At 59.2% G+C, this 14,392-nt stretch carries 12 protein-coding genes; all 12 read left to right on the plus strand.

Translation table 11 applies throughout. From position 1 onward, the window contains the following. Window positions 1–278 precede the first annotated feature (278 nt). The 12 genes from AC07V0_RS19965 to nuoC all read left to right on the plus strand — a co-directional run bounded on the left by AC07V0_RS19965 (window position 279) and on the right by nuoC (window position 14,392). Window positions 279–2,504, plus strand: coding sequence for an NADP-dependent isocitrate dehydrogenase (locus tag AC07V0_RS19965; RefSeq protein ID WP_018925521.1), 2,226 nt, complete (start codon window positions 279–281; stop codon window positions 2,502–2,504). Between the two features lie 127 nt (window positions 2,505–2,631). After that, window positions 2,632–3,078: an NUDIX hydrolase gene (locus tag AC07V0_RS19970; RefSeq protein WP_018925520.1), complete on the plus strand. Its 447-nt coding sequence runs from the start codon at window positions 2,632–2,634 to the stop codon at window positions 3,076–3,078. A gap of 59 nt (window positions 3,079–3,137) precedes the next feature. Next, complete coding sequence (gene mnmA / locus AC07V0_RS19975) at window positions 3,138–4,268, plus strand: tRNA 2-thiouridine(34) synthase MnmA (RefSeq protein WP_026286365.1); 1,131 nt, start codon at window positions 3,138–3,140, stop codon at window positions 4,266–4,268. Next, on the plus strand, window positions 4,265–4,888 hold the full coding sequence (gene hflD, locus AC07V0_RS19980) for a high frequency lysogenization protein HflD (protein WP_007940860.1): 624 nt from the start codon (window positions 4,265–4,267) through the stop codon (window positions 4,886–4,888). The genes mnmA and hflD overlap by 4 nt, the downstream gene beginning before the upstream one ends. Window positions 4,889–5,016: 128 nt before the next feature. Continuing rightward, window positions 5,017–6,387 (plus strand): adenylosuccinate lyase, encoded by a 1,371-nt coding sequence (purB, locus tag AC07V0_RS19985; protein ID WP_086944986.1) that lies wholly within the window; start codon window positions 5,017–5,019, stop codon window positions 6,385–6,387. 86 nt (window positions 6,388–6,473) lie between these two features. Next, entirely contained in the window at window positions 6,474–7,643 is a 1,170-nt protein-coding gene (locus AC07V0_RS19990; protein WP_018925517.1) for a ribosomal protein uL16 3-hydroxylase, read from the plus strand. Continuing rightward, entirely contained in the window at window positions 7,636–8,061 is a 426-nt protein-coding gene (locus AC07V0_RS19995) for a GNAT family N-acetyltransferase (RefSeq protein ID WP_019580080.1), read from the plus strand. Before AC07V0_RS19990 ends, AC07V0_RS19995 begins: the two co-directional genes overlap by 8 nt. A gap of 234 nt (window positions 8,062–8,295) precedes the next feature. Further along, a complete protein-coding gene (locus AC07V0_RS20000; protein ID WP_018925515.1) occupies window positions 8,296–9,057 on the plus strand; it encodes a secretin N-terminal domain-containing protein in 762 nt (253 codons plus the stop codon). A 515-nt stretch (window positions 9,058–9,572) separates the two neighbouring features. Beyond that, a complete protein-coding gene (gene aceA / locus AC07V0_RS20005; protein ID WP_018925513.1) occupies window positions 9,573–10,898 on the plus strand; it encodes an isocitrate lyase in 1,326 nt (441 codons plus the stop codon). Window positions 10,899–11,436: 538 nt separating this feature from the next. After that, complete coding sequence (locus AC07V0_RS20010; RefSeq protein ID WP_007940868.1) at window positions 11,437–11,850, plus strand: NADH-quinone oxidoreductase subunit A; 414 nt, start codon at window positions 11,437–11,439, stop codon at window positions 11,848–11,850. 10 nt (window positions 11,851–11,860) lie between these two features. Next, on the plus strand, window positions 11,861–12,535 hold the full coding sequence (locus tag AC07V0_RS20015; protein ID WP_007940869.1) for a NuoB/complex I 20 kDa subunit family protein: 675 nt from the start codon (window positions 11,861–11,863) through the stop codon (window positions 12,533–12,535). Between the two features lie 72 nt (window positions 12,536–12,607). After that, window positions 12,608–14,392 (plus strand): NADH-quinone oxidoreductase subunit C/D, encoded by a 1,785-nt coding sequence (gene nuoC, locus AC07V0_RS20020; RefSeq protein WP_018925512.1) that lies wholly within the window; start codon window positions 12,608–12,610, stop codon window positions 14,390–14,392.

Here is a 14,392-nt window from a genome sequence, read left to right on the forward strand (position 1 = left end):
CATCGGCAGATTGCCAGCTACCTATGTATAATGCCGCCGCTGACCACAGAGTCACGACGGCCGACCTCTCTGCCACTGGAAATGTAGCCGAGACTCTGGGCCCGGAAAAGCAGGATTGTTACCGCAGTCCACCCGCTTGACGCTCGACCGATGCACCCAACATCACCGCAAAGAAACCTCGACATTCGGCTCATGGATGACTTTGAACGAACGCGCTTACCCGGCGCCCCTCGAGTTTCTATGCACGCTTTAGCAAAGAAGAGAGAGTTAATCCGAATATGCCCACCCGCTCGAAGATCATCTATACCTTCACCGACGAAGCCCCAGCCCTCGCCACCTATTCACTGTTGCCTATCGTAGAGGCCTTCACCGCCTCCGCTGATATCGCCGTTGAAACCCGCGATATCTCTCTTGCAGGGCGCATCCTGGCCAGCTTCCCCGAGCAATTGGGTGACAAAGCGGTAGCCGACCACCTCGCCGAACTGGGCGACCTGGCCGTTACACCTGAAGCCAACATCATCAAGCTACCGAACATCAGCGCTTCGGTTCCGCAACTGCAGGCCGCGATCAAAGAGTTGCAAGCCCAGGGCTATGCACTGCCGGACTACCCGGAAACCGTGACCAGCGACGCCGACAAAGAAGCCAAGGCCCGCTACGACAAGATCAAGGGCAGCGCCGTAAACCCGGTTCTGCGCGAAGGCAACTCCGATCGTCGTGCACCGCTGTCGGTCAAGAACTATGCGCGCAAGCACCCGCACAAAATGGGCGCCTGGGCCAAGGACTCCAAGTCCCACGTAGCCCACATGAGCACCGGCGATTTCTACGGCAGCGAAAAAGCTGCCCTGATTGACGCCGCTGACGCCGTTAAAATCGAACTGATCGCTCAAGACGGCACCACCACCGTCCTGAAAGAAAAAACCACCGTACAAGCCGGTGAGATCCTCGATTGCGCGGTCATGAGCAAAAACGCGCTGCGCAGCTTCATCGCAGCCGAGATCGAAGACGCCAAGGCCAAAGGCGTGCTGCTGTCGGTTCACCTCAAAGCCACCATGATGAAGGTCTCCGACCCGATCATGTTCGGCCAGATCGTTGCCGAGTTCTATAAAGACGCACTGGCCAAACACGCTGACGTGCTGGCGCAGATCGGCTTCAACCTGAACAACGGCATCGGCGACCTGTACGCTCGCATCAAGGCCTTGCCTGCCGAGCAACAAGCGCAGATCGAAGCGGACATCCAGGCGGTTTATGCCGTTCGCCCATCGTTGGCCATGGTCAACTCCGACAAAGGCATCACCAACCTGCACGTGCCGAGCGATGTCATCGTCGACGCCTCGATGCCGGCCATGATCCGTGACTCCGGCAAAATGTGGGGCACCGACGGCCAGTTGCACGACACCAAAGCGGTGATCCCGGATCGCTGCTACGCCACCATCTACCAGGCGGTGATCGAAGACTGCAAGGCAAACGGCGCCTTCGATCCGACCACCATGGGCAGCGTGCCGAACGTTGGCCTGATGGCGAAAAAAGCCGAAGAGTACGGCTCGCACGACAAGACGTTCCAGATCAAGGCCAACGGCGTTGTTCGTGTCACCGACAGCAAAGGCACCCTGCTGCTGGAACAGTCGGTTGAAGCCGGCGACATCTTCCGCATGTGCCAGACCAAAGACGCGCCGATCCAGGACTGGGTCAAACTGGCCGTCAACCGTGCTCGCGCAAGCAGCACTCCAGCGATTTTCTGGCTGGACCCAATGCGCGCCCACGACGGCGTAGTGATCGAGAAAGTTCAGGCCTACCTGAAGGATCACGACACTTCCGGCCTGGACATCCGCATCATGTCGCCAGTCGACGCGATGAAGTTCACCCTGGAGCGCACTCGCTCCGGCCTCGACACCATTTCGGTGACCGGCAACGTATTGCGCGACTACCTGACTGACCTGTTCCCGATCATGGAACTGGGCACCAGCGCCAAGATGCTGTCGATCGTTCCGCTGATGAATGGCGGCGGTCTGTTCGAAACCGGCGCTGGCGGTTCGGCACCGAAGCACGTTCAACAGCTGCTGGAAGAAAACTTCCTGCGCTGGGACTCCCTGGGCGAGTTCCTGGCCCTGGCCGCCTCCCTTGAGCATCTGGGTGTGACGTACAACAACCCTAAAGCGCTGGTGCTGGCCAAGACCCTGGATCAGGCCACTGGCCAGTTCCTGGACAACAACAAGTCGCCATCGCGTAAAGTCGGCAACATCGACAACCGCGGCAGCCACTTCTACCTGGCACTGTACTGGGCTCAAGCCCTGGCCGCCCAGACCGAAGACGCTGCACTGCAAGCGCAGTTTGGCGAACTGGCCAAAACCCTGACCGCGAACGAAGCAACCATCGTTGCCGAGCTCAACGCCGTTCAGGGCAAGCCAGTGGACATCGGCGGTTACTACCACGCCAATGCCGAGCTGATCAGCAAGGCCATGCGCCCGAGCGCAACCTTCAACGCTGCGATTGCTGCGTTGGTTTAAGGTTGTAAGGGAACATCACAAACCCCGGCCATGCGCCGGGGTTTGTGCTTTCAGCGTTGACAGCATTCAAATGTGAACACCGCCCCCCACAGGGAAAGCGCTTCAAATTCAACATCGAGGACATTTCATGGATTGGCTACCCCACATCACCGTCGCCACCATCGTCGAAGACAACGGTCGCTTCCTGATGGTCGAAGAATCCAAACACGGACGAACGGTGCTCAATCAGCCCGCCGGTCATCTGGACCCGGACGAAACCCTGATCGAGGCTGCCGTACGCGAAACCCTCGAAGAAACCGGCTGGGACGTCGAGCCAACCGGCGTAATAGGCATTTACCTCTACACCGCCCCGAGCAACGGAGTGACCTATCAACGCGTCTGCTTCACCGCCAAAGCGCTGAAACACCATCCCGACTATCAATTGGACGACGGTATTGTCGGCGCAAAATGGCTGACGCGTGACGAACTGCTGCAACAGCGCGCAAACTGGCGCAGTGAGCTGATCATCCGCTGCATCGATGATTATCTGGACGGTAAACACTTCAGCCTCGAGCTGATCCGCCCTTCTCTTTAGCCTTGCAGGCTTGAGCCTGCTAGAATCGCGTCCTTTTTCAAGACACTCATTAAATCCCTATGCGTGATCCAGCCCCTTCTGCCACACAAAAGAAGCGCGTCATTGTCGGTATGTCCGGCGGCGTGGACTCTTCCGTTTCCGCTCTCCTGCTGATCGAGCAAGGCTATGAGGTGGAAGGCCTGTTCATGAAGAACTGGGAAGAAGACGACGGAACGGAATACTGCACCGCCATGGATGACCTGGCGGACGCGCAGGCCGTTTGCGACAAGATTGGCATCAAGCTGCACACCGCCAACTTCGCCGCCGAGTACTGGGACAACGTGTTCGAGCACTTCCTGGCCGAATACAAGGCCGGCCGCACGCCGAACCCGGACATCCTGTGCAACCGCGAGATCAAGTTCAAGGCGTTCCTCGACTACGCCATGATGCTCGGCGCCGACCTGATCGCCACCGGCCACTACGTGCGTCGCCGCGACATCGATGGTCGCACCGAATTGCTCAAGGGCCTGGATCCGAACAAGGACCAGAGCTACTTCCTGCACGCCGTCGGCGGCGAACAGATCGCCAAGACCCTGTTCCCGGTCGGCGAGCTGGAAAAACCCGAAGTCCGCGCAATTGCCGAGAAACACGACCTGGCCACCGCGAAGAAAAAGGACTCCACCGGAATCTGCTTCATCGGCGAACGCCGCTTCAGCGACTTCCTCAAGCAATACCTGCCGGCACAGCCCGGCGAGATCAAGACCACCGACGGTGAAGTCATCGGCCGCCACCATGGCCTGATGTATCACACCATCGGCCAGCGCCAGGGCCTGGGCATCGGCGGCCTGAAAGACGCCGGTGAAGAACCGTGGTACGTATTGATCAAGGACCTGGAACACAACGAGCTGATCGTTGGCCAGGGCAATGCCCACCCGCAGCTGTTCTCCCGCGCCCTGCTCGCCTCGGACATCTATTGGGTCAACCCGATCGACTTGACCGAGCCGCGCAGGCTGACCGCCAAAGTGCGTTATCGCCAGAGCGACCAGCCTTGCACCCTGGAGAAGACCGCCACCGGCTACCGCGCCACCTTTGATGACCCGCAACGCGCGGTCACTCCGGGCCAATCCGTGGTGTTCTACGACGGTGAAATCTGCCTCGGCGGCGGCGTGATCGAAGTGGCCGAACCCTGGACCAGCAAGGACCATTCATGAGCCCGACTCAGGAGCAACTGACGGCCCTGGGCGGCGTGTTTCTCGCCGCCGTGCTGGTCGACAAGATAGCCAAGACCGGGCAGACCAACGAAGCCGGCCTGACTTGCATGCTCGGCAGCCTGTTGATTCGCGACCCCAAGGACACTCTGGAAGTGTATGGCGGCGACGACATCAATTTGCGCGAAGGCTATCGCGCATTGATCGGCGCCCTGGAACGCGATCCCAGCACCCTTCAGCGCGAACCGCTGCGCTACGCCCTGGCGATGCTGGGACTGGAGCGCCAATTGGCCAAGCGCAATGACATGCTGGACGTGATCGGCAAACGCCTGCCGCAGATTCAGTCCCAGGTCGAACACTTTGGCCCGGCCCACGAAAACGTGATCGCCGCTTGCGGTGCGCTGTACCAGGACACCCTGAGCACCTTGCGCCAACGGATTCAGGTGCATGGCGACATGCGCAACCTGCAGCAACCGAGCAATGCCTCGAAAATCCGCGCACTGTTGCTGGCCGGGATTCGTTCGGCACGCCTGTGGCGGCAGTTGGGCGGTCATCGCTGGCAGTTGGTGATCAGCCGACGCAAGTTGCTTAAAGAGCTTTACCCGCTGATGCGCAGCAGCTGAACCGCGCCTGCAATACCGTTTTGTAGTCAGTAACGCGTAATACGCCGGTCAGTTGGCAACGGACCGGCGGATATTTTTCATGTATGATACGCGCCCCATTTCGTTGCCCGACTGTCCGAGAACACCCCATGCAGCTCTCTTCGCTCACTGCGGTTTCCCCTGTTGACGGCCGCTACGCCGGCAAAACCCAGGCCCTGCGCCCAATTTTCAGCGAATACGGCCTGATCCGTGCTCGCGTTCTGGTTGAAGTGCGCTGGCTCCAGCGCCTGGCCGCTCACCCTGCCATCAGCGAAGTGCCGGCGTTCTCCGCCGAAGCCAACGCTGTGTTGAACACCCTGGCGGAAAACTTCTCTCTGGAGCACGCCGAGCGTGTCAAAGAGATCGAGCGCACCACCAACCACGACGTCAAAGCCATTGAATACCTGCTCAAAGAGCAGGCGGCCAAGCTGCCGGAACTGGCCAAGGTCAGCGAGTTCATCCACTTTGCCTGCACCAGCGAGGACATCAACAACCTGTCCCACGCCCTGATGCTGCGTGAAGGCCGTGATGACGTGATGCTGCCGCTGATGCGCCAGACCGCCAACGCCATCCGCGAACTGGCCCTCCGTTTCGCTGAAGTGCCGATGCTGTCGCGCACCCACGGCCAACCGGCATCGCCGACCACCCTGGGCAAAGAGCTGGCGAACGTGATTTACCGCCTGGAGCGTCAAATCGCCCAAGTCGCCGCCGTTCCGCTGCTGGGCAAGATCAACGGCGCCGTCGGCAACTACAACGCTCACCTGTCGGCCTACCCTGAGATCGACTGGGAAGCCAACGCCCGCGCCTTCATCGAAGACGAGCTGGGCCTGGGCTTCAACCCGTACACCACGCAGATCGAACCGCACGACTACATCGCCGAGCTGTTCGACGCGATCGCGCGCTTCAACACCATCCTGATCGACTTCGACCGCGACATCTGGGGCTACATCTCCCTGGGTTATTTCAAACAGCGCACCATCGCTGGCGAAATCGGTTCGTCGACCATGCCGCACAAGGTCAACCCGATCGACTTCGAAAACTCCGAAGGCAACCTGGGCATCGCCAACGCACTGTTCCAGCACCTGGCGAGCAAACTGCCAATCTCCCGCTGGCAGCGCGACCTGACCGACTCCACCGTGCTGCGCAACCTCGGTGTCGGCTTCGCCCACAGCGTGATCGCGTACGAAGCCAGCCTCAAAGGCATCAGCAAACTGGAGCTCAACGAGCAAAAGATTGCCGCCGACCTGGACGCTTGCTGGGAAGTATTGGCCGAGCCGATCCAGACCGTGATGCGTCGCTACAACATCGAAAACCCGTACGAGAAGCTCAAAGAGCTGACGCGCGGCAAGGGCATCAGCCCTGAAGCACTGCAAACTTTCATCGACGGCCTGGACATGCCAGCCGCCGCCAAGGCTGAGCTGAAACTGCTCACCCCGGCCAACTACATCGGCAACGCTGTAGCACAAGCCAAACGCATCTGATCGACCGCTCTACCCGTTTGAGACGCCCGGCGCCGCCGGGCGTTTTTATTCCCGTCTGAAAAGTGCATTTTTTCAATAGGTTACACATGAATCCTGACATTCCTCTTCAACTTCTGGGCGGCATCACGGCACGGGAATTCCTGCGCGACTACTGGCAGAAAAAACCCCTGCTGATCCGTCAGGCGATTCCTGATTTCGAAAGCCCGATCGACGCCGACGAACTGGCCGGCCTGGCGCTGGAAGAAGAAGTCGAATCGCGCCTGGTGATCGAGCACGGTGAGCGCCCTTGGGAATTGCGCCGCGGCCCGTTCGCCGAAGACGAATTCAGCAAACTGCCGGAACGCGAATGGACCCTGCTGGTGCAAGCCGTCGACCAATTCGTGCCGGAAGTCGCCGAACTGCTGGAAAACTTCCGCTTCCTGCCGAGCTGGCGCGTCGACGACGTGATGATCAGCTTCGCCGCCCCAGGTGGCAGCGTCGGCCCGCACTTCGATAACTACGACGTGTTCCTGCTGCAAGGCCACGGCAAGCGCAACTGGAAAATCGGCCAGATGTGCGACACCGAGAGCCCGCTGCTGCAGCACGCGGACCTGCGCATCCTCGCCGAATTCGAAGCCACCGATGAGTGGGTACTGGAACCGGGCGACATGCTCTACCTGCCGCCGCGCCTGGCTCACTGTGGCGTGGCTGTCGACGACTGTATGACCTACTCAGTCGGTTTCCGCGCCCCGAGCGCCGCTGAAGTGCTGACCCACTTCACCGACTTCCTCAGCCAGTTCCTGTCGGACGAAGAGCGCTACACCGACGCCGACGCCCTGCCGGCGGTCGATCCTCATCAGATCCAGCACGATGCCCTTGATCGCCTCAAAAGCCTGCTGGCCGAGCACATGAGCGACGAGCGCCTGCTGCTGACCTGGTTCGGCCAGTTCATGACCGAGCCGCGCTACCCGGAACTGGTGGTCGGCCCGGAAGAAGTCGAAGAGCAAGACTTCCTCAGCGCTCTCGAAGAAGGTGCCGTGCTGATCCGCAACCCGAGTGCGCGTCTGGCCTGGTCGGAAGTCGACGACGACCTGCTGCTGTTCGCCAGCGGCCAGAGCCGCTACCTGCCGGGCAAGCTGCGCGAGCTGTTGAAAATGATCTGCGCCGCCGACGCCCTGCATGTCGATAACCTCGGCTCATGGCTGAGCGACGAAGACGGCCGTGGCCTGCTGTGTGAACTGGTCAAGCAGGGCAGCCTGGGGTTTGCCGATGAATAAGATTCACGTACGTGTCGCAGACTGGCAAAAGGACAACGCCGAGATCCGGCGCATTCGTGAGGCAGTATTCGTCGCCGAGCAATCCGTTCCTCCTGAACTGGAATGGGATGCCGATGACGCCACGGCGGTGCATTTCCTGGCCTTCGAAGGCGACTTTCCGATCGGCACCGCCCGCCTGTTGCCCGATGGCCACATCGGCCGGGTATCGGTGCTCAAAGACTGGCGCGGCATGAAGGTTGGCGATGCGCTGATGCAAGCGGTGATCGGTGAAGCCGAGAAGCGCGGACTGAAGCAGCAGATGCTGAGCGCGCAAGTGCAAGCCACGGCGTTCTATGAGCGCCTGGGCTTCAGCATGGTCAGTGAGGAATTCCTGGAAGCCGGGATTCCGCATGTGGACATGGTGCGTCACTCGACTTGATTCCCTGTGGCGAGGGGGCTTGCCCCCGTTGGGCTGCGCAGCAGCCCTGATAATTTTGGGGCCGCTTCGCGCCCCAGCGGGAGCAAGCTCCCTCGCCACAAAAGCCATCAAGAACTCCACAAAACGCCCCGCCATTCTCGGATGCCGGGGCGTTTTGCTGTCTGTGATTCAACTCGCACCACGCCGGGCCGACAAACTGGCAATATCAAACCTTTGATTTGCGGAGAAACGGACATGTCCCTACGCACCCTGCTCACCACGCTGCTGCTGACCTGCAGTTTTTCGGTCATGGCCGCCACCGAGATCGTGCCCCTGAATTACCGCACCAGCGCCGACCTGCTGCCAGTAGCGCAGAACTTCATCGGCAAGGACGGCAAGGTCAGCGCCTACGGCAACCAGCTGATCGTCAACGCCGAGCCCGACAAGATCGATGAACTCAAGACCTTCCTCGCGCAACTCGACACCGCCCCCAAACGCTTACTGATCACCGTCGACACCAACGAAAACAACTTTCAGGGCGATCAGGGCTACTCGGTCAACGGTGCCGCACCGAATCAAACCCGCATCATCAATCGCAGCACCGACAGCCGTGAAGGCGGTATCCAGCAGATTCAGGCCAGCGAAGGCGCACCGGCGCTAATCCAGGTCGGCCAAAGCGTGCCGCTCACCAGCACTCAGACTGACGGCTATGGCGACCTGCGCAGCCAGACCGAATACCGCAATGTCACCCAGGGTTTCTACGTCACCGCCAGCGTCACCGGCAACATCGTTCACCTGGCTATCAGCACCAACCGTGACCGGATGAGCCAGGAACGTCCCGATGTAGTGAACGTGCAAAGTACCGACACAACTGTCAGCGGTCGACTGGGCGAGTGGATCACCCTGGCCGGCGTGAATCGTCAGACTCAGGCCGACAAACAGGGCCTGACCCGCAGCTACTCGACTCAGGGCCGGGATGACATGACTTTACGGGTGAAAGTCGACACCTTGGACTAAAGCACCAAAAACTGACTGATTAGTCGTATTAGACCAAAGATGTAGTGCTTGAAAAAAAGCACTACAAAACGTTTGACGAGCCAAAAAAGCAAAGGCATGATGGCCTCGCTCCCGCTAATCAGAGGCCCTGGCAAGGGCTTTCGAGTCGCTGTTCGCACCCTACCCCGCGAGCCGATTCGTGTCTGTACCGCCCACAAGGTGTGTTTGACGAGGTTGCCGACTGGAACGAAGTTGTCCCGAGGGACGGAAGCGTAATTAGGTAACCCGGCTCCACACTGAAGTTCGCACCAAGGCCCACGACGCCCGAATGCGCTCGCCAGTTCGCCCTTACCTGCTCACCTCCCCCTCGAGCCCATCGTTCATCCCGTCGCCATCCCCGCCGAACCCGACTTGACCGCCTAAGCTTCTGGTCAGCGAGCAGCCATGTACGCCCCCAACTGAATGAGCGTATTTGGCACGCAGGAATTGTTCACCCAGAACCATTTTCGATTAAAGACGCGACGAGGTTTATCTCCATGGCACTGACACGCGAACAGCAAATTGCAGCCCTCGAAAAAGACTGGGCTGAAAACCCACGCTGGAAAGGCGTGAAGCGCAATTACTCCGCTGCTGACGTCGTCCGTCTGCGTGGCTCGGTTCAACCTGAGCACACCTTTGCAAAAATGGGCGCCGAGAAGCTCTGGAACCTGGTGACCCAGGGCGCCAAGCCGTCCTTCCGTCCTGAGAAAGATTTCGTCAACTGCATGGGCGCCCTGACCGGTGGCCAGGCGGTACAGCAAGTCAAGGCCGGCATCCAGGCGATCTACCTGTCGGGCTGGCAAGTGGCTGCGGATAACAACTCCGCCGAATCGATGTACCCGGACCAGTCGCTGTACCCGGTGGATTCGGTTCCAACCGTGGTCAAGCGCATCAACAACTCGTTCCGTCGCGCTGACCAGATCCAGTGGAAAGCTGGCAAGAACCCGGGCGACGAAGGCTACATCGACTACTTCGCCCCGATCGTGGCTGACGCTGAAGCCGGTTTCGGCGGCGTGCTGAACGCTTACGAGCTGATGAAAAGCATGATCGAAGCAGGCGCCGCCGGCGTTCACTTCGAAGACCAACTGGCCTCCGTGAAAAAATGCGGCCACATGGGCGGCAAGGTACTGGTTCCGACCCAGGAAGCCGTGCAGAAGCTGACCGCTGCTCGTCTGGCAGCCGACGTCGCCGGCGTACCGACCATTATCCTGGCCCGTACCGACGCCAACGCTGCTGACCTGCTGACGTCCGACTGCGACCCGTACGACCAGCCATTCGTGACCGGCACCCGTACCCAGGAAGGCTTCTACAAGGTTCGCGCCGGTCTCGACCAGGCCATCGCTCGCGGCCTGGCCTACGCGCCGTACGCCGACCTGATCTGGTGCGAAACCGCCAAGCCGGATCTGGACGAAGCCCGTCGCTTCGCCGAAGCGATCAAAAAGGAATACCCGGACCAACTGCTGTCATACAACTGCTCGCCTTCCTTCAACTGGAAGAAAAACCTGGACGACGCGACCATCGCCAAGTTCCAGCGCGAACTGTCCGCCATGGGTTACAAGCACCAGTTCATCACCCTGGCCGGCATTCACAACATGTGGCACAGCATGTTCAACCTGGCACACGACTACGCCCGCAACGACATGACTGCCTACGTGAAGCTGCAAGAGCAAGAGTTCGCTGACGCCGCCAAGGGCTACACCTTCGTGGCTCACCAGCAGGAAGTGGGCACCGGCTACTTCGACGACATGACCACCGTGATCCAGGGTGGCACGTCTTCGGTAACCGCACTGACCGGCTCGACCGAAGAAGAACAGTTCCACTGATCTGCTTCGCTTAAACAAACGGCCCTTGCGGACCGAATAAAAAGCTAACCGCAAAGCCGCTCATCTGACGCCCCGACTGGTTCGGGGCGTTTTTTTGCCTGCGATTCTCCCCCTCTGTAGGAGCGGGTGCAGGGAAAAACCTTGATCCAGAGCAGTTTCACGATCAGGAAAAAAAGGTAAAACCACCCCGCGCGCTACTTGCAGTAACGCGCATATAAGACAACTTCCCAAACCGCTGCTCGCTAAACAGTTTGAAAACCACACCAAATAACATTGATTATCATTTAGCGAAAACTATGTTCGTTACATTCCCTACAAAACATATTTGACAAAACCCCCGCTAATGCCCGAACCGTATGGGCTGCAGGGCTTTGGAGATGCGCCATGTCCTTATTCCAATAAATAATTTCGCTATAGGAATTTTACTTGCAGGGTGTTTAGCCATAAAATCAGCGGGATTGATTGCTGCGACATATCGTCACTGCCTTATTTCTTTATCAAGCTCAGAGACCTTTGCTCTCTGTTAAGGATTACCAGCATGCCCGAAGCGACCGGACTCATGGCCCACAACTGGGGCTTTGCCATTTTCCTTCTGGGTGTCGGCGGCCTTTGCGCCTTCATGCTCGGCGTCTCCAGCCTCCTCGGGTCAAAAGCCTGGGGCCGCAGCAAAAACGAACCGTTCGAGTCCGGCATGCTACCTACAGGTGGCGCCCGCTTGCGGCTCTCAGCCAAATTCTATCTGGTCGCGATGCTCTTCGTGATCTTCGATATCGAAGCCCTCTTTCTCTTTGCCTGGTCTGTGTCCGTCCGCGAAAGCGGCTGGACCGGATTCGTCGAAGCTCTCGTTTTCATAGCAATTCTGTTGGCAGGTCTTGTCTACCTATTTCGAGTGGGCGCCCTTGACTGGGCTCCGGCAGCTCGTCTTAAGCGGCAAGCGAAGCTGAAACAATGAGGCTTTGGCAATGCAATACAATCTCACCAGGATCGACCCCGATGCTCCTAACGAGCAGTATCCGATTGGCCAACGGGAAACCGTTTCCGATCCGTTAGAAGATCAAGTTCACAAAAACATTTTCATGGGCAAGCTCGAAGACGTGCTCAACGGCACGATCAACTGGGGGCGCAAGAACTCCCTGTGGCCGTATAACTTCGGTCTTTCGTGCTGCTACGTGGAAATGACCACCGCCTTCACGGCGCCCCACGACATCGCGCGCTTTGGCGCCGAGGTAATCCGGGCATCGCCGCGTCAGGCGGATTTCATGGTTATCGCCGGTACCTGCTTCATCAAGATGGCGCCGATCATTCAGCGTCTCTACGAGCAGATGCTCGAACCTAAATGGGTCATTTCCATGGGTTCGTGCGCCAACTCCGGTGGCATGTACGACATCTACTCCGTCGTTCAAGGGGTGGACAAGTTCCTGCCCGTGGACGTCTACGTGCCTGGCTGCCCACCCCGCCCTGAAGCTTTTCTGCAAGGCTTGATGCTGTTGCAGGAGTCGATTGGCCAGGAGCGTCGCCCACTTTCCTGGGTCGTTGGCGATCAAGGCGTTTACCGCGCCGAGATGCCTTCGCAAAAGGAACAGCGCCGCGAACAGCGTATTCAGGTAACCAACCTGCGCAGCCCCGACGAAGTCTGATCCAGATCTGCTTCTTTTATAGAACGAGAACCTGGCTTCATTCTTTACGTTGACCGAAAGCGATAAATAACCATGACTGCAGGCAGTGCTCTGTACATCCCGCCTTATAAGGCAGACGACCAGGATGTGGTCGTCGAACTGAACAACCGTTTTGGCCCAGAGGCGTTCACCGCCCAGCCTACCCGCACCGGCATGCCGGTGCTTTGGGTTGCCCGTGCCAAACTCGTCGAAGTCCTGACTTTCCTGCGCAACCTGCCCAAGCCGTACGTCATGCTCTATGACCTGCACGGCGTGGACGAGCGTCTGCGTACCAAGCGTCAAGGGCTGCCAAACGGCGTCGACTTCACTGTGTTCTATCACTTGATGTCGATCGAACGTAATAGTGACGTAATGATCAAGGTCGCCTTGTCCGAGAGCGACCTCAACCTGCCGAGCGTCACCAGCATCTGGCCGAACGCCAACTGGTACGAGCGTGAAGTGTGGGACATGTACGGCATTCACTTTGCCGGCCACCCGCACCTGAGCCGCATCATGATGCCGCCGACCTGGGAAGGTCACCCGCTGCGCAAGGACTTCCCGGCCCGTGCCACCGAGTTCGATCCGTTCAGCCTGACCCTGGCCAAGCAACAGCTTGAGGAAGAAGCCGCGCGCTTCAAGCCTGAAGACTGGGGCATGAAGCGTTCCGGCCCGAACGAGGACTACATGTTCCTCAACCTGGGTCCGAACCACCCTTCGGCCCACGGTGCGTTCCGTATCATCCTGCAGCTGGACGGTGAAGAGATCGTCGACTGCGTGCCAGACGTCGGCTACCACCACCGTGGTGCCGAGAAGATGGCCGAGCGCCAGTCCTGGCACAGTTTCATTCCGTACACCGACCGTATCGACTACCTCGGCGGCGTAATGAACAACCTGCCGTACGTGCTCTCGGTCGAGAAGCTGGCCGGCATCAAGGTGCCCGAGAAGGTCGATGTCATCCGCATCATGATGGCCGAGTTCTTCCGGATCACCAGCCACCTGCTGTTCCTGGGGACTTACATCCAGGACGTCGGCGCGATGACTCCGGTGTTCTTCACCTTCACCGACCGCCAGAAGGCGTACACGGTGATCGAAGCCATTACCGGTTTCCGCCTGCACCCGGCCTGGTACCGCATCGGTGGCGTCGCCCACGACCTGCCACGCGGCTGGGAAAAACTGGTCAAGGATTTCGTCGAGTGGATGCCAAAGCGTCTGGACGAATACCAGAAAGCCGCACTGGACAACAGCATCCTGCGTGGCCGGACCATCGGCGTCGCCGCCTACAACACCAAGGAAGCCCTGGAATGGGGCGTCACCGGTGCCGGCCTGCGTTCGACCGGTTGCAATTTCGACCTGCGTAAAGCTCGCCCCTACTCCGGCTACGAAAACTTCGAATTCGAAGTCCCGCTGGCGGCCAATGGCGATGCCTACGACCGTTGCATCGTTCGCGTCGAAGAAATGCGCCAGAGCATCAAGATCATCGAGCAGTGCCTGCGCAACATGCCGGAAGGCCCGTACAAGGCGGATCACCCGCTGACCACGCCGCCGCCTAAAGAGCGCACGCTGCAGCACATCGAGACCCTGATCACGCACTTCCTGCAAGTTTCGTGGGGCCCGGTCATGCCGGCCAACGAATCCTTCCAGATGATCGAAGCGACCAAGGGCATCAACAGTTATTACCTGACGAGCGATGGCGGCACCATGAGCTACCGCACCCGGATTCGTACCCCAAGCTTCCCGCACCTGCAGCAGATCCCTTCGGTGATCAAAGGCAGCATGGTCGCGGACTTGATCGCGTACCTGGGTAGTATCGATTTCGTTATGGCCGACGTGGACCGTTAA

It is taken from the genome of Pseudomonas sp. GW821-FHT01E10 (assembly GCF_059422365.1).

What these genes read in the sequence shown, in the direction of transcription:
- AC07V0_RS19965 (WP_018925521.1), top strand. Translation starts at nt 279, where the DNA reads ATGCCCACCCGCTCGAAGATCATCTATACCTTCACCGACGAAGCCCCA.
- AC07V0_RS19970 (WP_018925520.1), top strand. Translation starts at nt 2,632, where the DNA reads ATGGATTGGCTACCCCACATCACCGTCGCCACCATCGTCGAAGACAAC.
- mnmA (WP_026286365.1), top strand. Translation starts at nt 3,138, where the DNA reads ATGCGTGATCCAGCCCCTTCTGCCACACAAAAGAAGCGCGTCATTGTC.
- hflD (WP_007940860.1), top strand. Translation starts at nt 4,265, where the DNA reads ATGAGCCCGACTCAGGAGCAACTGACGGCCCTGGGCGGCGTGTTTCTC.
- purB (WP_086944986.1), top strand. Translation starts at nt 5,017, where the DNA reads ATGCAGCTCTCTTCGCTCACTGCGGTTTCCCCTGTTGACGGCCGCTAC.
- AC07V0_RS19990 (WP_018925517.1), top strand. Translation starts at nt 6,474, where the DNA reads ATGAATCCTGACATTCCTCTTCAACTTCTGGGCGGCATCACGGCACGG.
- AC07V0_RS19995 (WP_019580080.1), top strand. Translation starts at nt 7,636, where the DNA reads ATGAATAAGATTCACGTACGTGTCGCAGACTGGCAAAAGGACAACGCC.
- AC07V0_RS20000 (WP_018925515.1), top strand. Translation starts at nt 8,296, where the DNA reads ATGTCCCTACGCACCCTGCTCACCACGCTGCTGCTGACCTGCAGTTTT.
- aceA (WP_018925513.1), top strand. Translation starts at nt 9,573, where the DNA reads ATGGCACTGACACGCGAACAGCAAATTGCAGCCCTCGAAAAAGACTGG.
- AC07V0_RS20010 (WP_007940868.1), top strand. Translation starts at nt 11,437, where the DNA reads ATGCCCGAAGCGACCGGACTCATGGCCCACAACTGGGGCTTTGCCATT.
- AC07V0_RS20015 (WP_007940869.1), top strand. Translation starts at nt 11,861, where the DNA reads ATGCAATACAATCTCACCAGGATCGACCCCGATGCTCCTAACGAGCAG.
- nuoC (WP_018925512.1), top strand. Translation starts at nt 12,608, where the DNA reads ATGACTGCAGGCAGTGCTCTGTACATCCCGCCTTATAAGGCAGACGAC.